Source organism: Arthrobacter sp. 01T428, assembly GCF_056398685.1.
The window spans coordinates 61,275-85,970 of sequence record NZ_JBFTPW010000016.1; the positions used below are offsets into that span (position 1 = coordinate 61,275).

General features: G+C 64.3%; 22 protein-coding genes and 1 riboswitch. Of the genes, 8 read left to right on the forward strand and 14 right to left on the reverse strand.

All coding sequences use genetic code 11. The features are described from left to right. Positions 1–104: 104 nt before the first annotated feature. Positions 105–680, reverse strand: a complete 576-nt coding sequence (locus tag AC1DJB_RS16830; protein WP_059388136.1) for a helix-turn-helix domain-containing protein — start codon at positions 678–680, stop codon at positions 105–107. 303 nt (positions 681–983) lie between these two features. Here AC1DJB_RS16830 and AC1DJB_RS16835 point away from each other — a divergent pair, with 303 nt between their 5' ends. Together AC1DJB_RS16835 and AC1DJB_RS16840 are read left to right on the forward strand one after the other, a co-directional pair. Further along, positions 984–2,516, forward strand: coding sequence for a sodium:solute symporter family protein (locus AC1DJB_RS16835; RefSeq protein ID WP_059388137.1), 1,533 nt, complete (start codon positions 984–986; stop codon positions 2,514–2,516). An 81-nt stretch (positions 2,517–2,597) separates the two neighbouring features. Beyond that, positions 2,598–2,717: riboswitch (SAM riboswitch) on the forward strand. Between the two features lie 14 nt (positions 2,718–2,731). Then, on the forward strand, positions 2,732–3,052 hold the full coding sequence (locus tag AC1DJB_RS16840; RefSeq protein WP_059388138.1) for a hypothetical protein: 321 nt from the start codon (positions 2,732–2,734) through the stop codon (positions 3,050–3,052). A 25-nt stretch (positions 3,053–3,077) separates the two neighbouring features. Here AC1DJB_RS16840 and AC1DJB_RS16845 read toward each other — a convergent pair whose 3' ends face one another. After that, positions 3,078–3,266: a hypothetical protein gene (locus tag AC1DJB_RS16845; RefSeq protein WP_059388139.1), complete on the reverse strand. Its 189-nt coding sequence runs from the start codon at positions 3,264–3,266 to the stop codon at positions 3,078–3,080. Positions 3,267–3,533: 267 nt separating this feature from the next. On the opposite strand from AC1DJB_RS16845, the gene AC1DJB_RS16850 reads away from it, so the two are divergent. Both AC1DJB_RS16850 and AC1DJB_RS16855 read left to right on the forward strand, forming a co-directional pair. After that, positions 3,534–4,721 carry a VIT1/CCC1 transporter family protein gene (locus AC1DJB_RS16850; RefSeq protein WP_306962162.1) on the forward strand — a complete coding sequence of 396 codons (1,188 nt, stop codon included), beginning with the start codon at positions 3,534–3,536 and terminating at the stop codon, positions 4,719–4,721. Positions 4,722–4,768: 47 nt separating this feature from the next. Beyond that, positions 4,769–5,689: a matrixin family metalloprotease gene (locus AC1DJB_RS16855; RefSeq protein ID WP_370872719.1), complete on the forward strand. Its 921-nt coding sequence runs from the start codon at positions 4,769–4,771 to the stop codon at positions 5,687–5,689. A gap of 101 nt (positions 5,690–5,790) precedes the next feature. Here the strand turns inward: AC1DJB_RS16855 and AC1DJB_RS16860 are convergent, their stop codons facing one another. Next, the gene (locus AC1DJB_RS16860) at positions 5,791–6,744 is read right to left on the reverse strand and encodes a polysaccharide deacetylase family protein (RefSeq protein ID WP_441433340.1); all 954 of its coding nucleotides are present in this window, start codon (positions 6,742–6,744) and stop codon (positions 5,791–5,793) included. Between the two features lie 11 nt (positions 6,745–6,755). Then, on the reverse strand, positions 6,756–8,267 hold the full coding sequence (locus AC1DJB_RS16865; RefSeq protein ID WP_306962159.1) for a purine-cytosine permease family protein: 1,512 nt from the start codon (positions 8,265–8,267) through the stop codon (positions 6,756–6,758). Between the two features lie 109 nt (positions 8,268–8,376). Here AC1DJB_RS16865 and AC1DJB_RS16870 point away from each other — a divergent pair, with 109 nt between their 5' ends. Further along, the gene (locus AC1DJB_RS16870; protein WP_441433341.1) at positions 8,377–9,864 is read left to right on the forward strand and encodes a PucR family transcriptional regulator; all 1,488 of its coding nucleotides are present in this window, start codon (positions 8,377–8,379) and stop codon (positions 9,862–9,864) included. A 42-nt stretch (positions 9,865–9,906) separates the two neighbouring features. Here the strand turns inward: AC1DJB_RS16870 and purU are convergent, their stop codons facing one another. Genes purU through glyA form a run of 7 tightly spaced genes read right to left on the reverse strand, consistent with a single transcriptional unit; the run spans position 9,907 to position 18,705 of the window. Beyond that, entirely contained in the window at positions 9,907–10,815 is a 909-nt protein-coding gene (gene purU / locus AC1DJB_RS16875) for a formyltetrahydrofolate deformylase (protein WP_059388142.1), read from the reverse strand. 2 nt (positions 10,816–10,817) lie between these two features. After that, positions 10,818–12,209 carry an L-serine ammonia-lyase gene (locus AC1DJB_RS16880; RefSeq protein WP_441433342.1) on the reverse strand — a complete coding sequence of 464 codons (1,392 nt, stop codon included), beginning with the start codon at positions 12,207–12,209 and terminating at the stop codon, positions 10,818–10,820. Further along, the gene (locus AC1DJB_RS16885) at positions 12,209–12,844 is read right to left on the reverse strand and encodes a sarcosine oxidase subunit gamma (protein ID WP_441433343.1); all 636 of its coding nucleotides are present in this window, start codon (positions 12,842–12,844) and stop codon (positions 12,209–12,211) included. Before AC1DJB_RS16885 ends, AC1DJB_RS16880 begins: the two co-directional genes overlap by 1 nt. Beyond that, on the reverse strand, positions 12,837–15,782 hold the full coding sequence (locus tag AC1DJB_RS16890) for an FAD-dependent oxidoreductase (protein WP_441437974.1): 2,946 nt from the start codon (positions 15,780–15,782) through the stop codon (positions 12,837–12,839). The genes AC1DJB_RS16885 and AC1DJB_RS16890 overlap by 8 nt, the downstream gene beginning before the upstream one ends. Then, positions 15,779–16,093: a sarcosine oxidase subunit delta gene (locus tag AC1DJB_RS16895; protein ID WP_059390258.1), complete on the reverse strand. Its 315-nt coding sequence runs from the start codon at positions 16,091–16,093 to the stop codon at positions 15,779–15,781. Before AC1DJB_RS16895 ends, AC1DJB_RS16890 begins: the two co-directional genes overlap by 4 nt. 24 nt (positions 16,094–16,117) lie before the next feature. Then, the gene (locus AC1DJB_RS16900) at positions 16,118–17,338 is read right to left on the reverse strand and encodes a sarcosine oxidase subunit beta family protein (RefSeq protein ID WP_078106196.1); all 1,221 of its coding nucleotides are present in this window, start codon (positions 17,336–17,338) and stop codon (positions 16,118–16,120) included. Then, entirely contained in the window at positions 17,335–18,705 is a 1,371-nt protein-coding gene (gene glyA, locus AC1DJB_RS16905; RefSeq protein WP_284989680.1) for a serine hydroxymethyltransferase, read from the reverse strand. The genes AC1DJB_RS16900 and glyA overlap by 4 nt, the downstream gene beginning before the upstream one ends. Before the next feature lie 153 nt (positions 18,706–18,858). On the opposite strand from glyA, the gene AC1DJB_RS16910 reads away from it, so the two are divergent. After that, entirely contained in the window at positions 18,859–19,530 is a 672-nt protein-coding gene (locus tag AC1DJB_RS16910) for a GntR family transcriptional regulator (protein WP_441433345.1), read from the forward strand. Positions 19,531–19,905: 375 nt separating this feature from the next. Here AC1DJB_RS16910 and AC1DJB_RS16915 read toward each other — a convergent pair whose 3' ends face one another. Then, positions 19,906–20,187 (reverse strand): hypothetical protein, encoded by a 282-nt coding sequence (locus AC1DJB_RS16915; RefSeq protein ID WP_059388145.1) that lies wholly within the window; start codon positions 20,185–20,187, stop codon positions 19,906–19,908. Then, a complete protein-coding gene (locus tag AC1DJB_RS16920) occupies positions 20,172–21,023 on the reverse strand; it encodes a hypothetical protein (RefSeq protein ID WP_332601675.1) in 852 nt (283 codons plus the stop codon). The genes AC1DJB_RS16915 and AC1DJB_RS16920 overlap by 16 nt, the downstream gene beginning before the upstream one ends. A gap of 410 nt (positions 21,024–21,433) precedes the next feature. On the opposite strand from AC1DJB_RS16920, the gene AC1DJB_RS16925 reads away from it, so the two are divergent. Together AC1DJB_RS16925 and AC1DJB_RS16930 are read left to right on the forward strand one after the other, a co-directional pair. Next, positions 21,434–23,089 carry a hypothetical protein gene (locus AC1DJB_RS16925; RefSeq protein WP_332601676.1) on the forward strand — a complete coding sequence of 552 codons (1,656 nt, stop codon included), beginning with the start codon at positions 21,434–21,436 and terminating at the stop codon, positions 23,087–23,089. 47 nt (positions 23,090–23,136) lie between these two features. Continuing rightward, positions 23,137–23,676 carry a hypothetical protein gene (locus AC1DJB_RS16930; protein WP_307052812.1) on the forward strand — a complete coding sequence of 180 codons (540 nt, stop codon included), beginning with the start codon at positions 23,137–23,139 and terminating at the stop codon, positions 23,674–23,676. A gap of 207 nt (positions 23,677–23,883) precedes the next feature. Here the strand turns inward: AC1DJB_RS16930 and AC1DJB_RS16935 are convergent, their stop codons facing one another. Then, complete coding sequence (locus AC1DJB_RS16935; protein WP_441433346.1) at positions 23,884–24,621, reverse strand: VOC family protein; 738 nt, start codon at positions 24,619–24,621, stop codon at positions 23,884–23,886. Between the last annotated feature and the right edge of the window lie 75 nt (positions 24,622–24,696).

Below are 24,696 nucleotides of genomic sequence, written 5' to 3' on the forward strand. Positions count from 1 at the left end.
CGTAACACCGAAGGCCCCAGGGTTAAATCCCGGAGTCAGTCATGTTTCAGGCGTGTTACGCCGCGTGTCGGCCACATGCGGTCCCGTATCGCAAAGTGCCGGCGTCAGCGGCTGGCTGCCGGCACCAGGATCCAGAGCACCTCAACGGGCTCGTCGGTTGGATTGACCCAGGTGTGCGGCTCGCGGCCCGGGAAGGACAGCGTGTCCCCCTCTTCGAGTTCGTACTCCTCGTTGGTGAGGATCAATTTGATGCGGCCCTTGACCACGTGCAGGACGTCGACGTCGCAATCGACGGCGTAAAGCTCGGCTTCTCCCCGGCCGCGGGGCTCGATGGAAGCCTGTAGGATCTGCAGCCGTCGTTCCGACCGGGCGGTCAGGAGCCGCTCCACGATTCCCTGGCCGCCAAGCGAAATCCGCGGCCCATCGTCGCGCCGCGTCAGGTGCGTCTCAGGTGCGGCGAAAAGATCGCCGATGGAGACTGAAAGAACTTGGCAAAGCGTCACAAGGGAAGCGACCGACGGCGATGTCAGGTCACGTTCCACCCGGCTCAGGAACCCTTTGGTCAGGCCGGTGGCGTCGGCAACCTGCTCGATGGTGAGCCGCTGCGATTGGCGGGCGGCACGGATTCTGGAACCGATGGCAACGGGGACATTGCTCGGTTCAACGGGGAGAGCCTTCATTCACGAACCTTTCAGGCCGTTTCTGCGGCCCTGTCATTGCAGCAATAGTAGCCGGATCGCCCGCGCGGCAGGGCCTTTGGCAAGCTGGAGGAGCGCCGATGAGTCCGCTGGGCGAGACAGCACCTTGACTGTTACTCGCATCACTACGTATCCTCATAGGCAACAAGTGTTGTTTGTGAGGCATACATCACAGACTACTCTCCCCAATCACCAGCGCAGAGACCTTCCGCAACCCGCAACGAAACCCAGCGGACCGGCGTCGGAATCCCCAAGGGCTCTGCGCATCACTTTCAGGAGCCAACCGTGGACTCTTCGTTCATCAATATTGCGATCGTGGTGGTGTATTTGCTCGCCATGCTGGCCTTCGGCTGGTGGGGCAAGTCGCGCACCAAGAACAACAGCGACTTCCTCGTGGCAGGACGCCGCCTCGGTCCGATGCTCTACACCGGCACCATGGCCGCAGTCGTCCTCGGCGGCGCATCGACGGTTGGCGGCGTCGGCCTCGGCTACAAGTTCGGCGTCTCCGGCATGTGGCTGGTTGTCGCGATCGGTTCGGGCGTGCTCCTCCTGAGCCTGCTTTTCGCCGGCACCATCCAGCGGCTGAAGATCTACACGGTCTCCCAGATGCTGAGCCTGCGTTACGGACAGCGCGCCACACAGACTTCCGGCATCGTCATGCTCGCCTACACCCTGATGCTGTGCGCCACGTCCACGGGCGCCTACGCCACCATCTTCGTTGTACTCTTCGGCTGGGAGCGCTGGCTCGCCATCGCCGTCGGCGGCGCAATCGTCCTGGTCTACTCAACGATCGGCGGCATGTGGTCCATCACCCTCGCCGACCAGGTGCAGTTCATCATCAAGACCGTGGGCATCTTCTTCCTCATGCTCCCGTTCGTCCTGAACGCCGCAGGCGGCTTCGATGGCATCCGTGCCCGCGTTGACGCCAGCTTCTTCCAGTTGGACGGCATCGGGGCACAAACCATCATCACGTACTTCGTGGTCTACACCCTGGGCCTGCTGATCGGCCAGGACATCTGGCAGCGCGTCTTCACCGCCAAGACTCCCAAGGTGGCACGTTGGGGCGGTGCCACCGCGGGTATCTACTGCGTCCTGTACGGCGTCGCCGGCGCATTGATCGGCCTTGCCGCCCGCGTGGCACTGCCCAACATCGACGTGAAGGCCCTCGGCAAGGACGTCGTCTACGCCGAGGTTGCAACGCACATCCTGCCGATCGGCATCGGCGGCCTCGTGATGGCCGCTGCGGTCGCGGCCATGATGTCCACGGCTTCCGGAGCCCTCATCGCCGCGGCCACCGTTGCCCGCGCCGACGTGGTCCCGTTCGTGGCCAGCTGGTTCGGCAAGACCATCAACACCGACGACACCGAGAACCCCGAGCACGACGTCAAGGCCAACCGCTACTGGGTCCTCGGACTGGGCATCGTGGCCGTGTTGATATCCATGGCGGCGCAAGACGTCGTGGTCGCCCTGACCATCGCCTACGACATCCTGGTGGGCGGCCTGCTGGTTGCCATCCTGGGTGGCCTGGTCTGGAAGCGGGGCACCGGTATTGCCGCGGCCTGGTCCATGGCCGTGGGGTCCGTACTCACACTGGCCCTGCTGATCGCCTATGCCACGGGAATCATTCCCAGCGAAGACGGCGTCTACGCCAACGATCCCATCTACTGGGGCCTCGGAGCCTCGTTGCTGGTGTACGTCGTGGTCTCGCTGCTGACGCCTCCCACGGAGCCCCAGGTCCGCGAAGCATGGGACCGTCGCGTCGCCGGAGGAGTCACCGAGGAACTCCCGCTGGAGGCCCACCCGGTGGCCAGCCACTAAGTTTCACAGAGTCAAGTACGACGGCGGCGCCGCMCCTTTTTCCGGGGTGCGGCGCCGCCGTCGCATGTACAGTAGGAAGAGCTTCAAGAGATCTGGCGCCAAGCTCCGACTTGCCACACGCCAACCCCATGTTCACGGGTGGTTCGGATGAAGAAGCGGCCCGGCTCGGACCAGAGACAACCGAACGGGCAAGAGCAACTCCACAGGAGAAGGCCATGCCTTTCGAAAACGGCGCCACCGCCATAGCCGACCGCACCACCCAGCCCAGCACCCTCTTGTCGCCCCGTCCCCGCCGGGTGGACGAATTCGTCCGGGTGATTCCCGGCGTCGACCTCTCCCAAGGCTCCGTCACGTTCGTCGTGGACGGAAACCTGGAACGCTATTGGCACCATGAGCCGCGGCTCATCACCCAAGCCCTTTCAAAAGCGGTCCAGCCCGCCCGCTGGTTCCCCGCCACACGGAAACTCACCCTGACGGTGGCGGCAACCGGGCACCGGGCAGGCGTGCAGAGGCACTTCATCCTGAGCGCGTTTTAGCGCCCAGGGTTTAGCGAGCCCGGGGCTATTCGAACTCTTCGTCCTCGCGGTGTTCCTCTGCGTCGAGCGGAACCACCCGTTCGTCGTCGTCGAGGACCTCGGATTGTTCCTCCCAGTCCTCGTCCACCTCAAGGTCTTCGCTGTAGTCGTAGGCGGGATCGGCCTCGACCGTGGGACGGTCGGGGTGACGGGCGTGGGTTTCGGTGCTGTCCATGGTGCAACCTCCGTTCGACGTGCCGCTGAGCCCATCGCACAGGCACATGAGGCAGCCGGTCACCACGCTACCCCGCCAATTCGTGGACCCTGTCCATCCATCCCAGCACTGCCCCCAGCCGCGGTCAAGGCCTCCCGGGAGCCTCCCGTTTTTGAGGCGCGCCTAAAATGTCCAGTGAGGATTGCCAGCCGAAAAACCGCGGAAATTGGCGATAGAGTGGAGCCGCAATGAGGCGATGAAGCCCGCCCCAGCAACCCAGGAGTCCCGGTGCACCCGCACGCAGATCCACAGAACCCGACAGATCCAGACAACGCGCATCCCGACAATCCCTCGGACCAAAGCAGTCCATCGCAAGATGAAGCGGCCCCCAAGACTCCCCCGTCGTCGTCGGACATCAAGCGCTGGCGTCAGTACTTGGCGGACGAGCGGGCCGAGGCCGCCGTGTACCGCCAACTGGCGCAGCGCCGCGACGGCGAGGAACGCGAAATCCTGTTGGCACTCGCAGAGGCCGAGGGCCGCCACGAGGCACACTGGCTCAAGCTCCTCGGGGAACATGCCGGCATGCCGAAGGCGGCCTCGATCCGAAGCCAAATGCTCGGCTTCCTCGCCCGGAACTTTGGATCAGTGTTCGTGTTGGCCCTCGCCCAAAGGGCTGAAGGCCGCTCGCCTTACGCGAAGGATCCAGCAGCGACCCGCGCCATGGCGGCTGACGAACAGATCCACGAGGAAGTAGTCCGCGGCCTGGCGACGCGCGGCCGCAACAGGTTGTCCGGCACTTTCCGCGCGGCCGTATTCGGCGCCAACGACGGCCTTGTCAGCAACCTCTCACTCGTGATGGGCATGGCGGCCACCGGCGTCCCCGCCACTGTGGTCCTGTTCAGCGGCATCGCAGGCCTGCTGGCAGGCGCGCTGTCCATGGGTGCCGGCGAATATGTCTCTGTCCGCTCGCAGCTCGAGCTCCTCAAGGCCACCCGCCCCACCCAGGCCACGCTGACCGCAGCCCCGGCCCTGGACATCGAGCACAACGAGCTGGTTCTCGTGTATCTGGCCCGGGGCATGTCCCGCGAAGCCGCCGAACACCGGGCCGCTGAACGCATGGGCGTCTACAGCTGCGATTGCGATCCCAGCCTCTCCCTGCACCCCGAAGTGGAAGAAACCGTCAATGAGCACGAGGCCGTGGGCTCCGCTTGGGGCGCCGCGATCTCGAGCTTCTGCTTCTTCGCTTCGGGCGCCATTGTGCCCATCCTGCCGTTCATCTTCGGCATGACCGGCTTCGCGGCGCTTGCTGTGGCCGGTACGCTGGTGGGCATCGCGCTTCTGTCGACCGGCGCCGTCGTCGGCTTGTTGTCCGGAACCTCGCCGCTGACCCGCGGCCTCCGGCAGCTCGCCATCGGTCTCGGCGCGGCCGCGGCCACGTATGGGCTGGGCTTCGTCTTCGGCGCTGTCATCGGTTAGTACCGCCGGCCCGCTGGGGTGCCGGGTACGGGGATTTGGGGGAAGACTTGCATTCAAACTACGGGTACGACGGCGGCCCGCCGCCCAAGCGCCCCAGCACCGCGCTCGCGCTGTTCCGAAATTTGATGCTGGTGGCGGTGGTCGCTGCCGTAGCGGTGTTGGTCAGTGGATTCCTCCGGGGCGACCCTGGAATCACCGGCTTGCTTCCGAACCTGGCCCCGTCCGCCCACGCCACGGCAAGTAGCTCCGGGCCGGGCGGGGCTCCCGGACAAAGTCAGCCGAAGGCGGCCCGCGCGCCGGATACACCGCCGCCTGGCCTGGAAGAAGCCGGCCACCCGCTTGGCTCCCCCGCCAAGCCTGCGGTGGCCAGCAACTCCTTCAAGTTCCTGGCCACCAATGCCGACGGCACCCCCGTGGGCTACTCTCCGTGCCGGCCACTGCACTACGTGGTCAACGCGGCTCTCGCCCCGGCCGGATCCGAGGGGCTCATCGCCGACGCCATTGCAAAGATTGCCGCTGCTACGGGCCTCACATTCGTTGACGACGGCACCAGCAAGGAAACCCCCTCCGAGAAGCGCAAGCCGTACCAGCCCGCGCTCTACGGAGACCGTTGGGCACCGCTGCTGATTTCCTGGACCACTCCCGAGGCGGCTCCCGCATTGACAGGATCCGTCATCGGAACCGGCGGCAGCACCATGTACAGCTTCGGCACCGGACCCAAGAGCTACGTTTCGGGAAGCCTGGACTTGGACGCCCCGCAAATCACGGAACTGCTGGGCGTCTCCGGCGGCGCCCATTACGTCTCCGCGGTGATCCAACACGAACTTGGCCACGTGGTTGGCCTTGACCACGTAGACGATCCGATCCAGCTCATGTACCCGGAGATCGGCGCCCCTGATGGTTTGGCGGCCGGAGACCTGAATGGACTCTACAAACTCCACACCGCTCTGTGCCGCACCGACCTGTAGCCCGGCCCACCCTTAGCCCGCCCACCCAACTAGCTCGCATTAGGTGTCGTTTTGGGCCCTGATAACGACAACAACTGCGAGTCAGTTGGGTGGGGACGGGCTTAGTTGGGGGCGGGTAGTAGGACGCGGGCGGACGTGAAGCTGGCTCCTGCGCCCGGGTAGGACGGGACCTCGATCCGGGCGTGGCTGTGGATCTCGTTCACCGTGGCCTTGGTGTGCTCGGCGATCCGTTCCAAGGTGGTCACCCACATCCCGTCCATGGCCTTGACTCGTCCGATCAGCTGCTCCAAGGCAACCGCCTTGGACGGACGGCCGGAGATGAAGGGGTGGTTGGTCAAGACGAAACAGCTGCCTTGGGTGTGGTGCGCTTCGGCTTCGAGGGTCCACATCTCCAACACCTTGGCCGGACTCTCGATGACCCCGCTGCCTGTCACTCCCGGATAGAACGCGTATTGTTCCCAATCGTCCAAGGCCCAATCCACCGGGATCTCCACGATGTCCCGCGAATCACCCGAATCCGAGGCAACCGCCATGCGGTAGGGGGCATCGCCGTCGAGCAGGCTTGAATCGTAGAGGAAGCCACGGTCCGCGAGCAGCGCCGGCGAATGCCAGTTGAGCTCCCACCACGGTGCCCTGTAGCCGACCGGCCTGACCCCGGCTACCTTCGCGAGCGCGTCGAGCCCGCGGTCCAGGTAGTTGGCCTCGGTGGCGGCGTCGATTCCCTGCATTGGCTCGTGCAGGTAGCCGTGGTGGGCGACTTCATGGCCGCCGTCGACGATCCGCCGCACCACGTCCGGGTAGCTTTCCGCCGTGAATCCCGGGATGAAGAAGGTTCCCTGGATCTCTTGGCGCTCGAGGATCTTCAAGAGTCGCGGAACAGCAACCCTCGGGCCATACGACTGGTGGCTCATGAGGGACATGCGCCTGGTGCTCGTGGGATCGTGCGCGATGGTGCAGGATTCGGCGTCGACGTCGAACGTGAAGGACGCCGCTGCCCTGAAGCCTTCAGGCCAAGTGATCGAGTGTGCCTCGTCGGGGAAAGCGTTGGTGGTCATCAGGTTTCCTTTCAGTCGTTGACCAGATTGGCGACGGCGTCTTCCGCAACGGGCTGCGGCGCCGCGGTCTCGGAAGACAGCGGAAGGTACCGGGCATGGACCCGTGGGCCCAGCGCGCCATAGACTGCCGCGGCAACAAGTCCGCCGGCCAGCCAGGACAAGTCGATCCCGCCCATGGCCGTGGCGATGGGGCCTTGCATGATCGGCAGGACGCCGTACATGAACAGCCACGTGGCAAAGATGCCTACCAGGAGCGCGGTGATCCCGGCCCAGTTGAACGCCGGGAGCCGGCGGGTACCCACAGGGTCGAAGAGCCGGTCGACTGCTACGGGGCTGCGCTTGTCCACCCAGAAGTAGTGCACCAACATGATGCCTCCCCACGCGGCTACCCACGCCACGAGCCCGCCGAGCCACGTGCTCAGCGTTGACGCGAAATCCTCCTGCAGGATGAAGAACACGACGCCGACCAGGGCCAGGAGTCCGACGAAGAGGTTCAAGGAGCGACGCTTGGCCTTGATGTCCAGGGCCTGGGCGGCCACCGAAAAGGTGTAGATGTTCAGGATGTTCGTCGCGATGGGACCGTGCAGCACCAGGAAGAGCACCGGGATGGCCAGCACGCCGAAGTTGTCCACGATGAGGTGGCCGGGATCGGCCGTGCCGCTCTTCGTTGCCAAGCTGGCGCCAAGGATGCCGAGCCACACCACCGGGAGGAACTGGCCGAATACGGAGGCCAGGTAGACCTTGTGCTTGGGGACGGACTTGCTGACGAAGCGTGAATAGTCCGCCGCGTAGGTGAACCAGGTGATCCCCCAGCCGATGCCGATAACCGTCATCACGGTGGTCATGGCCGCGATTCGTGCGCCGCCTTCAAGGACAGCACCGGGAGGGCCAGCGTAGCCCCAATCGATGTTCATGCCGAACCAGGCCACGGCGGACATCGCGATCAGCACCACGATGGTGGGCGGGACGGTCCACTTCTCGAAGGCCGCGATGGCCTTGTAGCCGAACCAGGCGATGGTGACCTGGGCGGACATGATCAGGAAGGCCACCAGGATCTTGGGGCCTACGTTGGGCTGCTCGGGATCGACCATGCCGAGCTTGCCGAGGAGTGCCATCACGAGGTCCAGGATGATCCAGGTGTTGACGGCGCACCAACCGATTCCGAGGAGCGCCTGGATGGCGCTCGGGAGGTAGTTGCCGCGGCGGCCGAAGACGGCCCGGGCCAGGACCATGCCGGTGGCACCGGTCCTCTGGCCCAGGAGGACAAACAAGCCAAAGAGCGCCATGCCGATCAGGTTTCCCACCACCAGGACCGTGACGGTATCGGCAAAGCCCAGTCCAAGCTGGACGCCGAGGGCCCCGAGGACCCAGTTGATGGGGGCAAGGTTTGCGCCTGCCCAGATCCAGAATTGGCCCGCTACGCTGCGGGTACGCGCTGATTCGGGAATGGACTGCAGGTTCTGTTCGACGTCGGTCTGCGCCGTTGCAGCCCCAGGCGTCGCAGTGGATAAGTTCTCGTGCATTGGGGGGATCCTCCGTGTAGGAAAGGGACTCCTTCAATGTATGTGCCCCACATCACAGCAACAAGATACGATGTGTACGATAGATTCCAATAATTAGTTACGGAGTGTCATGTCTTTGCTCCTTGCCGACGCCTTCGAACACGAAAGCCTGAAAGCCGCCGAAGCAGTTCTCCGGACGGATGTGCCCGAGGCACTGTCCCGGCAGCTCCGTTGGGTCCATTCAAGCGAAGTGCTGGACATCGCTCCGTTGCTCCGGGGCGGAGAGCTGCTCCTGAGCGGCGGGCAGGCCCTCGCCACCGCCTCGGACGAGCGGCGCGTGGACTACGTCCGCCAACTGGCGGCGCGCGGCATCACCGCTTTGGCGATCGAAACGGGTCCCGAGCTGCCCGCAATTCCGGAGTCCATGATCGACGCCGGCCAGGACGCCGGGCTGCCCATCATCGAGTTGTGCAAAGTGGCCCCTTTCGTCGGCATCATGCAAGCCATCAACTCGCTCCTTGTCAGTGAGTCGGTCGCACAATTGCAGTTCGGCGACGAAACGAGCCATGCCATGGCGGCGGAACTCGCGCACGGAGGCGGACTGGATCAACTCCTCGCGGTGCTGGCAGGCCGGACGGGTTCCAGCGCGAGGCTCGTCTCGCCGTCGGGCATCACTTTGGGAAGCGCGACGGCGGCCGCGCAGCCCGAGTCCGGGACCGTCACCACCGTCGATGTGCCCGTCCGCGGCGTCCTTGCGGCCCGGCTGGAGTTGGAAGTGCCCGACGACGGCGACGCCAACCTCGCGCAGGTGGCCGGCGAGCGGTGCGTCGATATCCTCGGCTTGGCCCTGCTGCAACGCATGCCGCCGGGACTCAAGGAACTTGCCGGCATCGAACTCATGCGGGCCGTCAGTTCGGGTACGCAGTCATGGCGACTGCAGCAATTGGGACCGGCGTCGGGGTTTCCCGCCAGCGGCCCGGTGGCCGCCGTCGTGGTGCGTTCCCCTGCGGCTGGGCAGCTCCGGACACGGCTCGACGGCATCCTGGACGGCACGGTTCCGCAAAGCGCGAGCTACGCGGACAACGCGGAATTGATTGCCTTGGCCGCGCTTCCCCGCACCAGGGCAGTGGCTTCGCGCATCGCGCTCATCCATGCGCTTGAGGCCCTGGAGGTCCCCGACGGCTCGGTCACCGCCGTGGGTCCGCTGGCGCAGGGAATCGGCGAGGCGCCGTGGTCGCTGGCAGAGGCGCGCCGGACGCTCGAGCTCATGCCGGGGTCCGGGCCGGGAGCCGCGAACGGCGTGGTCGATACCGAGGACTTCGCCGTCGAGCGACTGGCACAAGGAAGCCTCGACGCGGCAGTCCGTGAAGGATTCGTGCGGCGGCAGCTCGGCGCCGTCGTCGAGCATGACGAGCTGCGGCGCTCGGAGCTGATGCGGACGTTGGCCGTCTGGCTGGATACGGGGTGCAATACCGCTCACGCGGCACGGGAACTGCACTTGGAACGGCAGTCGATGCACCACAGGCTCCAGCGGATTTTCGAGTTGTGCGGCGGGGACCCCCGGGGAACGGGCAGGCTCGTCGCGCTTCACGTGGCAACACGCTTGGCGCGGCTTTAGGCAACGCCTGAACGGCCCACCGTTGGGTGGGCCGTTCAAACGCTACTTGAGCACTACGGTTCTGCTGCCTTGCAGGATCACGCGCCCTTCGCAATGCCAGCGGACGGCGTTGCTGAGTGCTTTGCACTCGGTGTCGCGGCCGGCTGCCACGAGGTCGTCCGGACCGAAGGTGTGGTCAACTTCTACCACTTGCTGGGCGATGATCGGTCCCTCATCCAACTCACCGTTGACGTAGTGCGCGGTGGCACCCACGGTCTTGACGCCCCGGGCGTAAGCCTGGTGGTACGGCTTGGCACCTTTGAAGCTGGGCAGGAATGAATGGTGGATGTTGATGGCCCGGCCGTCGAGCTTGCGGGCAAGATCGTCGCTGAGGACCTGCATGTAGCGGGCCAGGACCACCAGTTCGACGTCCAGGCGATCGATCAGGTCAAGGAGTTGTCCTTCAGCCGCCGCCTTGGTGTCCGCGGTGACGGGCACGTGGAAGAACGGAATGCCGTGCCATTCGACCGTCCGCCTGTGGTCCGGATGGTTGGAGACCACCCCGACAATCTCGACCGGCAGTTCCCCGATACGGGCCCGGAACAGGAGATCGTTGAGGCAGTGCTCGAACTTCGAGACCATGATCAGGACGCGCCGCTTGGCACCGTGGCGTTGCAACTGCCAGCGCATGCCGAACTTTTCGGCAACAGGCGCAAAGGCTTCCCGGAGCGAGTCGATCGTCGATTCGTCACCTTCCGATGCGAAGTGGATCCGCATGAAGAAATGGTGATCCAGTTGGGAGTCGAATTGCTTGTTGTCGATGATGTCGCAGCCGTGTTCCAGGAGGAAGCCGGAGACGGCGTGCACGATGCCCCGCGTTTCCGGGCAATCGAGCGTCAGGACATGCTCAACGGTGGTAGCCGGCAGGGCCGCTCCAGGCCGCGGGGCGGATTCATTCTGTGTGACAGTCATGGCTAGCACTCCACTACGTTGACGGCGAGGCCTCCGCGGGAGGTCTCCTTGTACTTGCTTTTCATGTCCGCTCCTGTCTCTCGCATGGTTTTGATGGCTTTATCAAGGGACACTTTGTGGCTGCCGTCGCCGTGCAGGGCAAGACGGGCAGCGTTGATGGCCTTCACGCTGGCGATGGCGTTGCGTTCGATGCACGGGATCTGCACCAGCCCGCCTACGGGATCGCACGTGAGGCCAAGGTTGTGTTCGATGCCCACTTCCGCGGCGTTCTCCACTTGTTTGGGAGTGCCTCCAAGGACCTCGCACAGACCAGCGGCAGCCATCGAACAGGCTGAGCCCACTTCACCCTGGCAGCCGACTTCGGCGCCGGAAATGGAGGCGTTGATCTTGAACAGGATCCCGACGGCGGCCGCCGCGAGCAGGAAGCGGACCACGCCGTCGTCGTCGGCGCCCTGCACGAATTTCGTGTAATAGTGCAGCACCGCCGGAACAATGCCCGCCGCACCGTTGGTGGGCGCCGTGACAATGCGGCCACCCGCGGCGTTTTCCTCGTTCACGGCCAGCGCGAACAGGTTCACCCATTCCATGGCGACCAGCGGGTCTGCCGAGCTTGAGCCTTGCAGACCGGCGTCGGTGGCCTTGAGCGACTTGAACAACGACGGCGCCCGTCGCCTGACGTTCAAGCCTCCCGGGAGGATTCCTTCCGCGGCGCAGCCATTGTCGACGCATTCGCGCATGACGGCCCAGATCTGCAGCAGCCGCTCGCGAAGTTCGGCCTCGCTGCGCCACACGAGTTCGTTGGCGAGCATGACATCGGAAATGGACATGCCCTCCCGTGCGCAGATCGCCAGGAGCTCGTCTGCAGTGCTGAACGGATAGGGCAGCACGGTGCTGTCAGCGACCACTTTGTCGTTTCCGGACGCGTCACCGTCCACCACGAAGCCGCCGCCGATCGAATAGTAGCTCCGTTCGCGGAGCACTTCCCCGGTGTGGTCGAGGGCACGGAAGGTCATGCCGTTGGGGTGGGCAGGCAGGGATTTGCGTCGGTGCAGGACCACGTCTTCATCCCAGTTGAAGTCCACGCGGTGATGTCCGGCTATCCGCAATTCGGCGTCGAGGGCGGCCGCGGCAACCTGGTCATCGGCAGTGGACGTGTCCACCGTTTCCGGTGATTGGCCCTGTAGTCCCAGCACCACGGCTTTGTCCGAACCGTGGCCGCGGCCGGTGGCGCCCAGCGAGCCGAAAAGCTCTGCCTGGACGCGCACCGTTGCCGCGAGTTGCCCGGAGGATTCCAGGCCGTCGGTGAACTGCTTCGCCGCCCGCATCGGGCCGACCGTGTGCGAAGACGACGGCCCGATGCCAATGGAAAACAGGTCAAGCACGCTCAATGCCATCAGGGGACCTCAGGAGAGGCGTATTCCCTCATGCCGTCAAGCAGCCAGCGGCCCAGGAAGTCGGCGAACGACGCCCTCGGGAAGATCCGGAAGCTGTCCTCGCCGGTCTTGAACAGCATGGCGGGGATGTTGCCGATTTCCGTGGCCAGGGCCGTTCCGGTGCGGAAGGCGCGGGGGTGCAGGTCCAGCGAACAACCCTTCTCCAGGACGTCTCGCGCCCGGATCCCGGACAGTTCGAAGGTGGTGCGGTTGGCGGACAAGTCCACCACCTGTCCAGGGTTGTCGCCCAAGGCCTCCACCAGGGCGCGGACAAGGTCTCCGCCCAGTGAATCGTGGGCCGATTCCGGTGCGACCACCAGGAATTCTTCCGGCCCAAGCCACAGGGTGGTGGCCCTCTCACCCCCGCTGATGTCACCGCAGGCAGCCGGCAGGCCGCCTGTCACGGACGCGAGGCGGGCTCCGGCGTCGGAATTCCTGTCAACCCGGATCCCCACCATGGTTTGGAACGGGATCTCCTTCAACGCCACGGTTCCAGCCACGGAGCCGGACTCGAAGGTCGGTGCCAAGTGCGACGCCGGGCTGCGGCGTGCCGCACGGAGCGTCTCAGGGTTTGCGGGGGTTGCTGTTTCAGCCATCTTTACGGGTCCCTTCTGCGTCGAAAAGTACGGTTTCTCCGACAACGACGTCCAGCAACTGGTCGCCGACGGAGGCCACCAAGGTCTCGCCGATGCGGTTGCGGCCGTTGGTGATCAGAGCCAGGCCGAAGGAACGGCCCAATGCGGCACTGTGGTAGCTCGAGGTCACGAAGCCCTGCATCGGCACGGGGCCGTAAGCCGGGTTGACCGGGATTCCCTTTTCCACGAGCTGGGTGCCTTCCGGAAGACGGAACGAGCCGTCCGCCGGCAGGACGCTGACCAGGTGCTTGCGGTCAGTGCGGACCGCGTCCTCGCGGCTGTACGAACGCTTGCCGATGAAGTCCTTGGCTTTGGAAACGATCCACTCCATCCCGGCATCCTGCGGGGTGACAGTCCCGTCCGTGTCCTGCCCGACGATCGGGTAGCCCTTCTCGGCACGCAGCACGTGCATGGTTTCCGTGCCGTACGGGGTGATGTTGAACTCGGCACCTGCGGCAGCAACGGCTTCCCAGGTGTTGAGCCCGTACCAGGACGGAACATTGATTTCGTAGGCAAGCTCACCGGAGAACGAGATCCGGCAAACCCGTGCCTGGACTCCGGAGGCCAGCGTGGTCTCGCGGAACGTCATGAACGGGAACGCTTCGGCATCCAGCCCGCCGTCGGCCGCCAGTTGCGGGGCGACTTTGGCGATCACGGCGCGGGATTTCGGCCCGACGACGGCAATCGTCGTCCACTGTTCGGTCACCGACGTGCACACGACGTCGAGTTCGGGCCACTCGGTCTGGTGCCATTCCTCGAGCCAGTCGAGGACCTTGGCTGCGCCGCCGGTGGTGGTGGTCATGAAGTAGCGGCCCTCGTCGAGGCGCAGGGTCACGCCGTCGTCGAAGATCATGCCGTCCGGGGTGCACATGACCCCGTAGCGGGCGGAACCGGGGGCAAGCTTCTTGAACGCGTTGGTGTAGATGCGGTTCAGGAACTCACCGGCGTCCTTGCCACGGATCTCGATCTTGCCGAGCGTGGTGGCGTCCATGAAGCCCACGGATTCGCGGACTGCGGCGCATTCGCGGAGCACCGCGGCGTCCATGTCCTCGCCCGCTTGCGGGTAGTACCACGGCCGCTTCCACTGGCCGACGTCCTCGAAGAGCGCTCCCTGGGCAACGTGCCAGGGGTGGATGGAGGTCACGCGGGCGGGATCGAACAGCTCGCCGCGCTGGCGTCCGGCCAACGCCGCGAAGGCCACCGGCGTGAACGGGGCACGGTAGGTCGTGGTTCCGATGTCCCCGATGCCACGGGCTGCCTCGCCCGCCTGCTTGAGGGCCGCCGCGATCACGCCGATGGCGTTGACCCCGGAGGTCTTGCCCTGGTCGTTGGCCGTGCTGATGGAGGTGTACCGCTTGATGTGTTCCACCGAGCGCATGCCGGCCCCGGTGGAACGGAGCACGTCGGCCACGGACTGGTCGCGCTGGAAGTCGACGAAGTGGTGGTGCCACTCCCCCGCGTTTCCGCTCTGCCCCGGCACCAGCCACAACTGGCGGGTCGGGGCGGAGGCCACGGGCGCCTTCAACTCGACAGGCACCGTCTGGGTGCTGAAGCCTGCGGCGATAGCGGCCGCGGCACCGGCGGATGCGCCTTCGCTCAGGCAATCCTCGAGCTCGTAGCTGCCACGGCCTGAACCGGCAACATGCTGGTCCCTGACCACGGAGCTCGGCACGAAGCCGGCCAGGTCATCGTCCCAACGCAACTTGCCCTGGCGCTGGCTGTGGAGGTGGACCACGGGACTCCAGCCACCGGAAACCGCCAGCAGATCGCAAGCGATCCGTTCGACGCCGGAGGTGACTTCGCCGTCGTCGTTGAGGCTGCGGATGGTGACGCCGTCGATCCGGCCGTTTTCCCCCGCGCCGGAGGTATCGGCGACGGCGCTGCCGACGAGGACGCGGAGGCCGCTTTCGACGGCGGTTGCCGCTTTCTCGCTGAGCTTGGGGCGGGCGTCGACGACGGCGGCGACCTTGACGCCTGCGGCCAGCAAATCCGCAGCGAGCAAGTAGGCCGAATCGTTGGTGGTGCCGATGACGACCCGCCGTCCGGCGGCGACTGCGTAGCGGTTGAGGTAGCTACGGACAGCCGAGGCCAGCATGATGCCGGGCCGGTCGTTGTTCTCGAAGACGAGCGGACGCTCGTGGGCACCGGGGGCCAGGACCACCTGCTTGGCACGGATGTGCCAAATTCGCTGGCGGGAGACGCCGTCCGCGGCCGGGCTGCCGAGGTGGTCGGTGCGGTTCTGTGCCGCGATCACATAGTTCGCGTCGTAGGAGCCGAACGCCGTGGTGCGGTTGAGGACGGTGCATTCGGCGGCGGAGACGAGCTCCGCCTCGACATCGGCGATCCATTCGAGCGCCGGCTTGCCTTCGATCACTTCGGCGAGTTCCGGGGCAGCGGAGCCGGAAAGCAGCGAGCCGCCGAGTTCGGGCTGGTCATCGATCAGGATGACCCTGGCCCCGGTGCGGACGGCTTCGCGGGCTGCCGCGAGGCCGGAAACGCCGCCGCCAACCACCAGGACGTCTGTGTGGACGTACTTCTTGTCGTACTCGGCGCGGTCCTCGTTGGGATCGAGCTTGCCGAGGCCGTTCAGGAACTCAACGTTGAGCCCGTCCACGAGAGACACGGTGGTCGCCGGAAGCATCGACTCGGCGACATGGCCGGGGAAGCGGGCAGCCACCTTGACCAGGGCGTTGGATTCTTCCACGCCGGCGGACATGATGCCGCGGGGCCGGTCCTCGTAGAGGGAGTTGCCTGCGTTGATGCGGCCGTTGGCCAGCAGAGCGGAAGCAACAGTGTCCCCCGGGTGGCCGGTGTATTCCTGGCCGTCCACGGTGAACCGCCAGGAGATGCTGCGGTCGATGCGGCCGCCGGTGGCGAGGCGGGCGTTCTGCGGGGTCACTTCGTTGCTCCTTCCGGAGTGGTGGCTGCTGTGGGGTTCACATCAGGGCGCGGTTCGCCCATCTTGTAGATGGCCTGGATGTCATAGCTGACGGTGTCACGGAGCATGTTGAACCATTGGCGGCAACCGGTGCTGTGTACCCAGCGTTCGGCGAAGGCGCCTTTCGTGTTGTCGCGGTAGAACAAGTACTCGGCCCACTGGCGGTCCGTTAGCGCGTCCGGGTTTTCCGGGTAGGCCACGTGGGCCTGGCCGCCGTAGTGGAATTCGGTTTCGTCTCGTGGCCCGCAATTGGGGCAGCTGATGAGCAGCATGGTTGGTCTCCTAAAAGGCTGCGGCTAGTGGGCGACGGCGGCGGCGCCGTGTTCGTCGATCAGGGCACCGGTCTCGAAGCGTTCCAGTGAAAAGGGCTTGTTGAGCTCGTGCGGCGTTCCCGTGGCGATGGTGTGGGCGAAGGTCAGGCCCGCAGCGGGCGTGCCCTTGAAGCCGCCCGTTCCCCATCCACAGTTGACGAACATGTTCTCAACCGGCGAGAGTCCGACGATCGGCGAGGCATCCATGGTGGTGTCCACAATTCCGCCCCAAGTCCGGAGCACATGGGCCCGGGCGAAGATCGGGAACAGTTCGACGGCGGCAGCCATCTGGTGCTCGATCACGTGGAAGGAGCCGCGCTGGCCATAGCCGTTGTAAGAGTCGACGCCGGCGCCCATGACCAACTCGCCCTTGTGCGCCTGGGAAACATAGACATGCACGTGGTTGGACATGACCACCGTGGGGTGGACCGGCTCATGCAGCTCCGATACCAGCGCCTGGAGGGGGTGGGACTGGATCGGGAGGCGGAAGCCGGCCATTTCGGCGAGGACCGAGCTGTGGCCGGCGGCCGCGAGGCCAACCTTTTCGGTGTGGATGGTTCCCTGGTTGGTCTTGACGCCCACCACGCGGTTGCCGTCCTTCAGGAAGCCCGTTACTTCGCAGTTCTGGATGATATCCACGCCGAGCTCGTCGCACTTGCGGGCGAAAGCCCAGGCGACGTGGTCGTGCTTCGCGATGCCAGCCCGGGGCTGGTAAGTAGCGCCCATCACCGGGTAGCGGATGTTGTCGCTGATGTTCAGGATGGGGCAGAGTTCCTTGACCTGCTGCGGGTCCAGCCATTCGGCGTCGACCCCGTTGAGCTTGTTCGCGCCGACGCGGCGGACGCTTTCGCGGACGTCGCCGAGGGTGTGGGCGAGGTTCATGACGCCGCGCTGGCTGAAGAGGAAATCGTATTCGAGTTCCTCGGGCAGGATCTCCCAGAGCTTAAGGGCGTGCTCGTAGATGGCGGCGCTCTCGTCCCACAGGTAGTTGGAACGGATGATGGTGGTGTTGCGCGCCATGTTGCCGCCGGCCAGCCAGCCCTTTTCCAGGACGGCGATGTTGGTCATGCCGTGGTTCTTGGCCAGGAAGTACGCGGTGGCCAAGCCGTGGCCGCCACCACCCACGATCACGGCATCGTAGGAAGCCTTGGGCTCCGGGTTACGCCACAGGAAATCCGGGTGTTCGGGGAGTTGGTCTGCGCTCACTGGGCTGCTCCAATCATTTCTGCCTCAAGTTCGGTGGAAGCGGCGTCGTTGCCGCTGCCAGCCTGGGAAAGGTGCGGGTAAAGCGGGAATTGCTCGGCGAGCGCGGTAACCCTCCCCCGGAGTTCGACGGCGGCCTCGTCTCCCAAGGTGCCGCTGCTGTTTGTGCCAGTGCTGGCGGAGGCGATCAACGCCGTCGCGATGATGTCCGCGACCTCCGCGAATTCCTTGGCACCGAAGCCGCGTGCGGCGAGCGCCGGGGTGCCGATGCGGAGTCCGGAGGAAACCATCGGCGGCCGGGGGTCGAAAGGGACGGCGTTGCGGTTCACGGTGATGCCGATGCGGTGCAAGGTGTCCTCGGCCTGCTGGCCGTCCAGTTCCGAGTGGCGCAGGTCAACGAGGACCAAGTGGACGTCGGTGCCTCCGTTGACCACCGAGATCCCTGCTGCGGCCACGTCGTCCTTCAGGAGTCGTTCGGCCAGGAGCTTGGCGCCTTCCAGCACCCGTGCTTGGCGTTCCTGGAATTCAGGCTCAGCCGCCATCTTGAACGCCACGGCCTTGGCCGCGATCACATGCTCCAGCGGGCCGCCTTGCTGGCCGGGGAAAACCGCGCTGTTGATCTTGCGTGCGTATTGTTCCTTCGACAGGATGACTCCGCCGCGCGGGCCGCCGAGTGTCTTGTGGGTTGTGGTGGTCACGACGTCGGCATACGGCACCGGGTTGGGGTGCAGTCCCGCTGCGACGAGGCCGGCGAAGTGGGCCATGTCCACCATGAGGTAGGCGCCCACGAGGTCGGCGATGCGGCGGAATTCTGCGAAATCCAAGTGGCGCGAGTAGGCGGACCAACCGGCAACGATCAGCTTCGGGCGGTGTTCCAGGGCGAGGGCTTCCACTTCCGCCATATCCACCCGGAGGTCGGATTCGCTGACGTGGTACGGGATGACGTTGTACAGCTTGCCGGAGAAGTTGATGCGCATGCCGTGGGTCAGGTGGCCACCGTGCGCGAGGTCGAGGCCCATGATGGTGTCCCCCGGTTCAAGGAGCGCGAACATGGCTGCGGCGTTGGCCTGGGCGCCGGAGTGCGGCTGGACATTTGCGGCTTCGGCGCCGAAGAGGGCCTTGACGCGATCGATGGCCAGCTGCTCGATGACGTCCACATGCTCGCAGCCGCCGTAGTAGCGCTTGCCGGGGTAGCCTTCCGCGTACTTGTTGGTCAGGACCGAGCCCTGTGCCTGCATGACGGCTGCAGGAGCGAAGTTTTCGGAGGCGATCATTTCCAGCGTGGACTGCTGGCGGATGAGTTCCTGGGCGATCGCCTGCTCAACCTCCGGGTCCGCCTGGGCGAGTGGGCGGATCAGCGGTTCAACCATCGTGGTCTCCTTTTGAGATACTTATATTTACTGACTAATCAGCAACTGATATATTAGAACTGTTGCCATAGTATGTTGAAGATCACACAGCCGTCAACAGTCCGGCGGCAACTGAACCGCCAGACTTGGAATTGTGGCAAACGGGAGAGGCACATGAGCACTGCACTGGAAGCACCGGACACAGGCACGCAGGGAACGTCCTTGGCGGAAAACGCCTACCTGCTCCTGCGCGACCGGCTCATCATGCTGGACATCAAACCCGGAGACCCCATCAACGACGGGCAGGTCGCCGCGGAGCTCGGCATCGGACGGACACCCGTGCGCGAGGCCATCAAGCGGCTGGAAAGCGACCACCTTGTGGTCTCATATCCCCGCCGCGGAACCTTCGCCACCGGCGTCGACATCACCCAACTCGCGGACGTCTCGGAAATCCGCGAGCTGCTTGAGCCCTTGGCGTCACGGCGGGCTGCCCGCATGGCCAGCCCGAAGCTGAGGGAAGAACTGCGCGAGGTCGCCGCAGCCATCAGCGGCCTGGAGGCACACGACGCCGGCCAGCAGGACCTCATGCGCTACGACATCCAGGTGCACCGGCTCATCTACAGGGCCGCGGCCAATCCGCACCTTGAGGACGTGCTGATCCGCTACGACAACCTGGCAACCCGCATCTGGTGCCACATGCTGGACAAGATGCCTTCTGTGACGGGCCACGTCGCAGAGCACGCTGAGCTGCTCACCGCAATCGCCGACGGCGACGAGGACCGGGCGGCAGCGCTCGCCCTGCACCACGTGGCGAGTTTCGAAGAGTCGATCCGCAAGGTGCTCTAGGTTCGTGGGATACCGCTGCCCTTAGCCGTTTCTCTTCCAGTGCTTCGGCCACTTCACGTTAAACAGCAGCAGCCCCAGCAAGAGCGCATCAACCGTCATTACTCCCGCCATGAAGTAAGCCCAACCGATGATCATGGCTCGATCACCACCAGTCGGCCGCCCGAGGTGCGGGGTTGCATCAGAACACTCATACCAATCTCCTGACCCGGATCCCCCAGTCAATCGATAGTCCACCAAGTGTGGCACGACGGCGCCCAAGAAGGAACGGCTTTGGCGATCGACGGCGGGCCGCACTAAAGGAATTGACAACGACGGCGACGTGTCCTTTTCGGGGCGTGTCGCCGTCGTGCGCGCCTGAGCATTGAACAGCGGGAGCTACACTTTCGAGACCTCGCCGCTGTGGGGGCCAATGGTTCCCGTCTGCAGGCTCAGGAGCGTCAAGAGGATGACCATTCCGAGCAGCACAACGGCCGTGGCCAAGGTGAGGGTGCGGTTCCGACTCGGGGCTTCTCTGGCTGCAAGAAAGAGGGCAGATCCTGACAGGACAGCAGAGATAGCTGTGAATGGATAGAGCGGCAAAATCAACAAGATGGCCGCTCCCAGCAGGAAAAATCTGGAGAGCGCAACGCCTGAGCGCTTCCTTACCAAGGGCTGCATGATTGGTCATCTCCTTTTTGACCATTGCCGTGACCTATGATCCGCACGCAGGGGCGAGGCGACGACACGTCCCAACCCCCGACACCGAGTTTGAATTCGCGCTGTCCGACAATTTTAGCCGAGCCGCCCGAGATGATTGCGTGCCTGGAGACCTGGCCATTGTCGCGCCACCCGATTGCAAACGTCTCACCCCACGTGCCGTTGAACCATGATTGTGTTGCTGACGAACCGTTGCCACACCATCCGCCACTAACGGTCAGCTTGTAAAGCCACCCTCCAAAGGCATTCGTGCCTATCACCCAGGATGAAGTGTTCCAGCATCCGGAAGCCAGAGTGCCGAACTGAGCCGGCGTTATTCCCTTCAATGTGGATTTCTTGGCCAGACTATCTGCCGGCGCGTAGCTTTTCGGCGAACTGATGACATTCGCGACCGCGCTATAGGCCTCAAACAAACCAAGCTCTTCCGAGCCGAGCGATTTGGCCGCAAGCTCGGGATTGTCGGACTCAAAGACCTTGCGCGCTACGGCCTCAGCCTTCGCAGCTTCCTTGGGTGCGTTTTCCACTCTCGCCGGAGCGCCTCCCGCGTTGGCATCGACGTCAGCTATGGCGGGTGTCGCTGTTGAAGCGGCTAGGAGCGCAGCCATGGCCAGACAGGCCAGGATCCTTTTGATAATCATTTGGTCCCCAATCGTGAAACTGTCATGGGCGTGGTCGACGACCCGCCTCACGAAGGCCTCATCGATGTTCCTTTTCGGTAATCGAAAGAACAGATACACCGAGTTCTTTAAGGCGCGACGGGGGCCTTCATCGCAAACGCTAACAAGGGAAAACTGCACTGAGTGGTCTTCCGAATCAAAATGAGTGGCGAATCGCCCATATTTGAGTGGTAGCGAGGGGAAGCACGTTAGAACGTTCGTAGCCGCCGTGCTTCGACGATACGACCACCATCCTTGGGAACTGGTTCTGTCAGAGCTTCATCGCGTTACCGGAACTTCACGGAGCAGCACTGCAGACGATGCAGCGGTTGGGCCAAACGCTCGGCGGGGGCCTCTTCCGGGGTGCCGGTTGGGCAGCCGCCGATCTGAGCAAGGTGGATCCTGACGCCGGGCGGAGATGGAAAGCATTCCTCGCGACCTCAATTCACGGTCACTCTGCGCCGGTTGCCACCGAGACATTTTTGTCGTATCAGCCGAACAGCCGCCCTGAAGACCCTACGGTGCTCAGGGCGGCTCTCAGGCCTTACCTCGTGCTCAAGCGACGATGGTCCCTTGATGGCTCCGAGGATCTGACAACTCTCCCCGACGCCGAAGTGCATTGGAACACCAAGGAGCGCAGTCTCACCAAGCACGTCTTGAAGGTCATCGAGGCGACCGTACCCGGCGACTTGATGCTGGGAGCGGTACTCGAAGACTCACTGAGCGCCGCTTACGACCTTCTCGACGCTTATCACGGCCTACGCTCGTGGGATCCGCTCAACTTTCGTCGCTCGGCAATCGAACCGCACGGGCAGGATCGGTTTCGCCATCCCGTGGACGCAGTCATCGATGGGCTGCGAGCGTACGGCGAGAAAGCCCTGCTCGCACGGCCGGACCTGCCCGAACGGTGGTGGTCGATCGGTCGAGACCTCTTCCGACGTCTCGCGCTACATTTGGTCGCACTTGACGCCTCGCGGTCGTACGACGAGAAGATCTCGTGGCTGCTAGAACGATCTGCTCTCTACGAAACTACTCTCAAACACGAGACTTATCGCATCCTCAAAGTGTCGGCGGAAAAAGCATCGAAAGAAGCACGAGATCACCTCCTTTCGGCCGCACAAGCCGGGCCTAGCCTTCCCAAAGACGTCACGGAAGACATCCTCGACCGTGAACAGCACACCAAATACGCAACCTACAACTTGCTTGTATGGCTGACCCAAGTTGCGCCCGGATGGGCTGAGGCCGGCACAGCCCTTGCAGAGGCACAGGACGCAAACCATGTTTTCGCCCCGCGGGAGAATCCCGACTTCGACAAGTGGATGACGACCGGCACCTGGGGCGGAAAACTGCCGATGGAACTGGATGACTTTATCGGGTCCCTTGAAAAGGATCCCGCTGGTACCGTCGATGACCTCCTAGCCGGGGACTACTCGGAACGGAGCTTGAACGAACCAGAGTGGCGCGACGCTCTTTCTCTCGTGAGCCAAGTGGCTGAGTCCCGCCCCGACCTCGGCGAACAACTTTGGGCCCTCGTCGATGATCGGCCAGACCGCGGTTCTCAGGCCGACGACCTTCGCCGAGCTATTGTCGATGGTTGGGCGGAATCGGCTCTGGGTGCGATTGCCAACACCGTCGTCGCACGAGTTACAACACAAGTCGCAAGTTTAGAATCCGCTCGCTCAGTCGGCCGATTCCTGCTGGAGCAGGTTCGAAAGCAGATCGAGAGTGACGAGACACCGGCTCTCGCGGCGATGCGCCGCATCGCCCTCGACCTTTGGAGGAAGCATGGCCACTCGTTCACGCATTCCGAGGCAGCGGACCCGAACTCGATGGCACCGCTTACCTCAATTCTTGGCCAGGAGACCTCGCCCAGTACTGGATGGCTGAGGTTGATCGACGATGGCGGAAACATCGTGATGACTGGTTGGGCCTCAGCGATGACGAGCACGAGGCTCTTACGCAGCTTCTCTGCGGGCCGGCGCACGCGTTCGATGCCACAGGACCCGCTCTGGCGAGCCACTTGTTCTTCTTATTCGCTGCCGACCCGGCCTTCGCGACAGAGCACCTGCTCCCGTTATTCCGTGCTGACGCGACCGCGCCGTTGTTTTGGCCTCCCTACCTTCGCCACCCTCGCTACAACGACAAGCTGCTCGCCGCTGGTTTCCTGGACAGTATCATCGCAGAGTGGGCGCGGCTCGACTCGCTAAGGGTCAACGAGCTCCAGAATCAATTCTTCGGCCTGGTCATCTCGATCGTGTCCTTCGCTGGTATCGCCCCGGAGTCGCGCCAAACCCTGCTCGATCAGAGCGTTCTTGCCGCCGACGGAGCGCACGAAGCGGAGTTTGCTCAGGCGGTGGTGTATTTCCTTCGTGCAGACGGGGTCGACGGTGCTGAAGTGTGGAAGCGATGGCTTCGCGCCCACCTGACATCTCGACTGAACGGCGTGCCGAGAAGGCTGAACGTCGAAGAACTATCCTGCTGGGCTGACACCGTCTCTTACCTCGGCGATGGCATTCCCGAGGCGACCGAGATGCTCCGCAACCGCAGCATCGGTCTCGGCGATCGGTTCATCCGTCCGGACTTCCCGGAAGGAGCGCTCACCCTTTACGGCCCGGTTCTGGCATCGCACTTCGCGGAACGCATTCGCAACTCGTCACCCGGCGACTATTTCACCGTCCACCAAGTGAACGAGCTGATCGATGCGATGCGAAATACCCTCGGCGACGCAGGGGTACAACCGTTAGTGCACGCGGTGACGACGAGAGGATTCATTGGCGGCAGCACCGACCAGTGACGCTCGTGAGGGGCGCTTCCTCATCATCGTTGTCGAGCTCGGCCGGACGCATGGCTGCGGCTCGATACCGATCTCGCCGACGCGCAACGGGCGAAGCCGATGTGAGTGATCGCGGAGGCGAGCGTCCACAAGTCAGCGGCCATGAGGAGCACTGGAAGACCCCTGCATACTCTGCACTGGACGCGCCTTGGAAGCCGAAGCGCTGCGTCAGCCGGGGCTGAGAACGCAGAACTCGTTGCCCTCCGTGTCGGCGAGGCACACCCATGGCACGTCGCCCTGGCCGACGTCGGCGTCCGTGGCGCCCAGGTCCCGCAACCGGGCCACCTCCGCCGCTTGATCATCTCCGGGGTACGGCCTCAGGTCGAGATGGACCCGGCCGCGCGCGGCATTCGCGGCGGGAGTCCGGACGAATTCCAAATACGGCCCAACGCCCTTGGCCGAACGCAGCCTCGCAAAATCATCAGTCTCCTCGTGCACAGTCCAGTCCATCGCCCCGCTCCAGAACCGCACCATGGCCCGCGGATCCGCACAATTGACCACCACCGCGGCGATCGGCCCGGTGTCCTGGTAGATCGGCCGAGGCTCCAACACGCAGAACACGTTGCCCTCCGGATCGGCCAGGACCGTCCACGGCACATCGCCCTGGCCGATATCGGCAGGCGTCGCGCCGAGCTTCACCAGGCGCGCCACAAGCTCCGCTTGATGGGCCTCAGAGGCGGTGGCGAGGTCGAGGTGGGCGCGATACCTCACCGTTTCGGGGTCAGGCACAGTGACGACATCGACGCAGACGGCGGCGGGGTCCGGCCCGGTGAAGCCCGCGGGTTCAACATTGCTCACACCGGGGCCTTCGCTGGAAATATCCCAACCAAGCGCCTCCGCCCAAAACCGGCCCAGAGCCGAGTCGTCCCGGGCCTTGAAATTCACTTGAACAAGTCGCAGTGCCATACCGCCCGATCCTATAACCAGGCAATACCCGGCTGAGCGGCAACATCCCAGGACACGCTGACCGGAGAGGCCGCG